This window comes from Salipiger sp. 1_MG-2023 (genome assembly GCF_030547555.1).
In the GTDB taxonomy this organism is placed as follows: Bacteria; Pseudomonadota; Alphaproteobacteria; order Rhodobacterales; family Rhodobacteraceae; genus Salipiger.
This window is the reverse complement of record NZ_JAUOQN010000118.1, coordinates 1-4,395: the sequence shown is the minus strand read 5'-3', so window position 1 is coordinate 4,395 and position 4,395 is coordinate 1. Positions and strand designations below refer to the sequence as shown.

At 60.0% G+C, this 4,395-nt stretch carries 5 protein-coding genes, 1 tRNA gene and 1 pseudogene; 3 read left to right on the top strand and 4 right to left on the bottom strand.

What is annotated here, in order from left to right:
• The first annotated feature begins 509 nt into the window (after positions 1-509).
• Positions 510-1,879 (top strand): annotated as a pseudogene (locus Q4543_RS23785) (transposase).
• A gap of 246 nt (positions 1,880-2,125) precedes the next feature.
• On the opposite strand, the gene rlmB reads toward Q4543_RS23785, so the two are convergent.
• Positions 2,126-2,905, bottom strand: a complete 780-nt coding sequence (rlmB, locus tag Q4543_RS23780) for a 23S rRNA (guanosine(2251)-2'-O)-methyltransferase RlmB (RefSeq protein WP_303442537.1) — start codon at positions 2,903-2,905, stop codon at positions 2,126-2,128.
• 133 nt (positions 2,906-3,038) lie between these two features.
• On the opposite strand from rlmB, the gene Q4543_RS23775 reads away from it, so the two are divergent.
• Positions 3,039-3,122, top strand: a tRNA-Tyr gene (locus tag Q4543_RS23775).
• Between the two features lie 120 nt (positions 3,123-3,242).
• Here the strand turns inward: Q4543_RS23775 and Q4543_RS23770 are convergent.
• The gene (locus Q4543_RS23770) at positions 3,243-3,425 is read right to left on the bottom strand and encodes a hypothetical protein (protein ID WP_303442535.1); all 183 of its coding nucleotides are present in this window, start codon (positions 3,423-3,425) and stop codon (positions 3,243-3,245) included.
• A complete protein-coding gene (locus tag Q4543_RS23765) occupies positions 3,422-3,667 on the bottom strand; it encodes a hypothetical protein (RefSeq protein ID WP_303442531.1) in 246 nt (81 codons plus the stop codon). The genes Q4543_RS23770 and Q4543_RS23765 overlap by 4 nt, the downstream gene beginning before the upstream one ends.
• 72 nt (positions 3,668-3,739) lie before the next feature.
• Here Q4543_RS23765 and Q4543_RS23760 point away from each other — a divergent pair, with 72 nt between their 5' ends.
• Positions 3,740-3,970 carry a helix-turn-helix domain-containing protein gene (locus tag Q4543_RS23760; RefSeq protein WP_303442529.1) on the top strand — a complete coding sequence of 77 codons (231 nt, stop codon included), beginning with the start codon at positions 3,740-3,742 and terminating at the stop codon, positions 3,968-3,970.
• Positions 3,971-4,003: 33 nt separating this feature from the next.
• On the opposite strand, the gene Q4543_RS23755 is transcribed toward Q4543_RS23760, so the two are convergent.
• Positions 4,004-4,395, bottom strand: a 392-nt coding sequence (locus Q4543_RS23755; RefSeq protein ID WP_303442527.1) for a hypothetical protein, incomplete at its 5' end; no start/stop codon positions are given.

Sequence of the window (4,395 nt, the reverse complement as noted above, 5' to 3'; positions counted from 1 at the left end):
GTTTGGCAACATCAAACCAACCAGATGCACCGCCAGCTTTCAAACCGCCCAAACACCAGATTCAGCCATAGCTCCAGATATGGGCGATGCTGACAAAGAACGAAGATTACAAGGATCCGGTGTTAGCAGCCACGGCATGATGCTCATGCCGGACCGCTAGCAACGGTGCCAAGGGGGTAAGAAGACGATGACCTGAATGGGCAAAATGATCGAATAGATCCGGATTGGGAAAACCAGTTAGCAACTGCGAGCACAAAGCTCGGAATACAGATTTGGACCCGATCCGCTGATCACCATCCCGGCCCGCGACTTCTGGAAATGTCGCTCACTGAGGCCTGACAGAAGTTCGCACTCGATCACATCCCTCGAAGGTCAGAAACTTCTTGCGATACGGGCGGCAACCACAGAAGTTGCTAGGAATAGCTGCAGTGCGGAGATACTGTTGAAAAAGTCCGTTGCTTTGCGTCCGGGGCTTTGATTCACTCGTTCTGAGAGTGGAGGGCATCGCGATGATGGGGCCAAGGCAAGTTGCGCAGGGCGCGCTGTTTTACGAGTTCTCGATTGAAGGGTTCGTGCCGTTAGACCACCCGGTGCGCGGTATCGACCGGTTCCTCGATCTTTCGGATGTGCGGCCACTGCTGGCACCGTTCTACAGTTCTGGCGGGCGCCCATCGATCGATCCCGAACTGATGATCCGCATGCTTCTTCTGGGCTATTGCATGGGCCTTCAGTCCGAGCGGCGGCTCTGCGACGAGGTTCATGTCAATCTGGCGTATCGGTGGTTTTGCCGGCTCGATCTGACCGACGTGGTGCCGGATCATTCGACATTTTCCAAGAACCGGCACGGCCGCTTTCGCGAGAGCGGGCTGTTCCGGCATCTGTTCGAGACCGTCCTGCAACGATGCATCGATGAAGGTTTCGCCGGCGGTCACAGCTTCGGCGTCGATGCCAGCTTGATCCCGGCGAATGCCAATCAGACGCGAGGCGTCGACAGCAAGGAAGGCCTGCCCCCGGATCTGCTGTCTCGAGCCGTGAACGAATATATTGAAACGCTCGACGATGCGGCTTTCGGCGCCGCAACCGCAGTCATTCCCAAGTACATCTCGCCGGTGGACCCGACCGCCCGCTGGACGGGAGTCGACGGCGGTGCCGCATACTTTGCCTATTCTACCAATTATCTTGTGGACTTGGACAACGCCGTGATCGTGGATGTCGAGCCAACAGCTCCGATCCGGCCAGCAGAAGCGCGCGCCGCACGGGACATGATCGACCGGGTTCCGCAACGCTTTGGCATCAAACCTGGCAAGTTGGTCGGCGATACAGGCTACGGATCGGCCGAGATGTTGGGCTGGCTGGTGGAGGAGCCAGGATCGCCCCTCACATCCCCCTCTGGGACAAATCGAAGCGCACCGACGGCACCTTCTCGCGGGACGACTTTGTCTACGATACGACCACCGATCGATATACCTGCCCTGCCGGAAATACGCTCGAGACGTCCCGCCGGAAATTCTCTAAGCCGCGCGCCACGAATGTCAGCAAGGACGGTTTGATCCGCTACCGCGCGCGCAAGCAGGATTGCGACACCTGCCACCTGAAAGCGCAATGCTGCCCGACCCAACCCGCCCGGAAAGTGCTCCGATCGGTTCACGAAGCGGCACGAGACATCGCCCACGACATTCGCAAAACCGACGCCTACATGACCTCGTTCATGCAGAGGCGAAAGGTTGAGATGCGTTTTGCCCATCTGAAGCGATATATCGGCCTGCGCATGATGCGCCTGCGTGGACCCAAAGGTGCAACCGAGCAATTCCAACTCGCCGCAACCGCCCAGAACCTCCGCAAACTGGCAAAATTGGCGCCCCGGCCAGCCCCCGCATGAGCGGAGCCGGCAATACGATCCCTTTGGATGGCAACCAAAACGCTTCGAACGTCGACTTTTTTAACAATATGCGGGGTAAGAGGACAGACGAGAGCGCTGCCCCCGTCTCCTTGCGGAGTCCCCTCCCTGAGATATTTCACGCCAAAAGAAACAGAGGCGCGGGGCCTCGTCTTCTTCTGGCGCGAAATATCCCCGCCGGAGGCAGCCCCGAGATCGCGGTCAGGGGCTGCATGAGGAACAGGGCGGTCAAGAGCGGGCCGCGTAAAGCGCCACGGCCGCGGCGTTCGAAACATTGAGCGAGCCGAAACCACCGGCGAAGTCGATGCGCACGAGCCGGTCGACCGTCTCTTTGGTCTTTTCGCGCAGGCCCGGCCCCTCTGCGCCAAGCACCAGCGCGACGGCTCGGTAGCGCAACCCGTCCAGTGCCTGCTCGATGGTGGTCTCTGCCTCGCCGTCGAGGCCAAGCACGAGGTAGCCCATCTCCTGCAAGGCGCGTATCGTGTCAGACAGGTTGCGCTCGCGCAGGTAGGGCTGGCGTTCGAGCGCGCCACTGGCGGTCTTGGCAAGCGCGCCGGTTTCGGGCGCCGAATGGTGTAGCGTGCCGATGACCGCCTGCGCGCCGAATACCTCCGCCGAGCGCAGGATCGCGCCCACGTTGTGTGGATCGCTCACCCGGTCAAGGAGCACCAGTCGCGGCGGGCGGGCGCCATCGCCCAAGGCAACATCCTCGATTCGCCCCCAATTAAGCGGTTTCACCTCGAGCGCCGCGCCCTGGTGCACCGATTGCGGATCGAGCGGGGCGTTGAACCGGCGTGGGTCCTGAACATCTGGCGTGATTTCGGCGGCGGCGATGGCATCGGCCAGCTTGAGTTCGGCATTTGGCGTCACAACAAGCTGCAACTTCACCCGCGCCGGGTTCAGCAGGGCATCGCGCACCGCGTGAAGACCGAACAACCAGACGGTTTCGGCGGTGCGGGTTTTCTTCGCCTGTTCCTTTTCGACGACCCACTTGGGCTTTTTCACCATGGTGCGGCTCCTGTTTACGGGGTGTGCCTCCCTTGCATCGGGCGACATGCAGTTGCAACGGATTTTCCTGTTGACGCCAGTTTTGGTGGACTGTAATCAGCCCCCCACACGCCGGGCTGGCCCGGTGGAAAGTGGGCGACAGGCCGCAAGGTGTGGCAGGGGACTGTAACTCCCTCGCGGAGACGCACGCCTGGTTCGATTCCAGGGTCGCCCACCACTTTCCTTCGTAAGTCATTGATTTTCCCATAAAAAATGATGAGGCGGTTTTTTCGCCCTACCAAGCACCCAACATCCCAAAAGTGACTAGGCTTTGCTAGAAGCGACGATTTCTTACGTTTCAGCCTTCCACCTTTTCCAGCACGTCCAGGACTTCGGTTGCGAGCTGCACCGCGACCTCCAAGGAATCCGTCGAGTACCGCCCTAGGGGGAACAGCTTTGCGGGATCGCAGTTGGCATCGTCGGCAAGGATGTGGTCTTGCAGGATCGCGATTACGGCGCAGAGCTTGCGGTAGTGGGTCATGCTACACCGCCAATCTTGGGAAGGTTCACCGTGTCCAAGGCGACATAAATTTCGCCCGCAAGCTCTTTGGCAACCAATCCCAGAGCGTGACGCCCGTTCGGGCACCCATCTTCGCTGTCCAGATAGGTGATGGCTTCCATCACTCCATCCAGAAGGCCGGCGCGATCCTGCACGTCGCTGATATGCTGCAGGATCGCAAGCAAGCCGGTATCGGTCCCGCTGGCGGGCTGTTCATTGGTCATTGTCAGGGTCTCCTAGTTAGGGTAATGTCCGATAAGGGACATATCACGATGTCCGAAAACGGACAATAGAGAATGACAACACCTGACCAACTTCGCGCAGGACGGGCTATCCTCGGGCTTTCACAGGCTGAAGTCGCGAGCCTGACCGGGAAGACGACAAAAACGATAAGGCGCGCGGAGACGGACGCGGCTGCGGTCGCTGTTGAAACCATCGCTTCCATCCGCGCGGCCCTCGAATCCGCCGGGGTCGAGTTCATCGCAGAGAATGGTGGCGGCGCAGGGGTCAGGCTGCGCAAAGCGTGAACCTTCAACTCTAACTCGCAAGTTCGGCATAGCTCACTGCATTTCAAACTTTGCGAACGGGTCGTCTTCCTCTTCGGCCACAGGGGCGTGAACCTTTGAGCGCGACACCGACGTTCCGCCAAACTCGTTAATCGCCAGCCGGTAGGCGGTGTACAGCGCCGCCGTCTTCTGCTTCTTAGGGTCTTCGATCAGCGCCCGAAGCTGGGCGAGCGCGACAAGCGCAGGCTCATCCGCTGCGGTCAGCCAAGGCCAACGCCGGGCGAAATCCCGCCATGCGGCCTTTTCCTTGGCAGACATGAACGAGGGCGGATCGCCCACCGGCTGTTCTCCCTTTGGGTTGAACCTGTTTCGGAACCGTTCGGGGTGCGCCTTGTCTGCCCCTGTCAGCTTTGCTTTCGCCATCGGCGTTCTTGGTCTCGCCATGT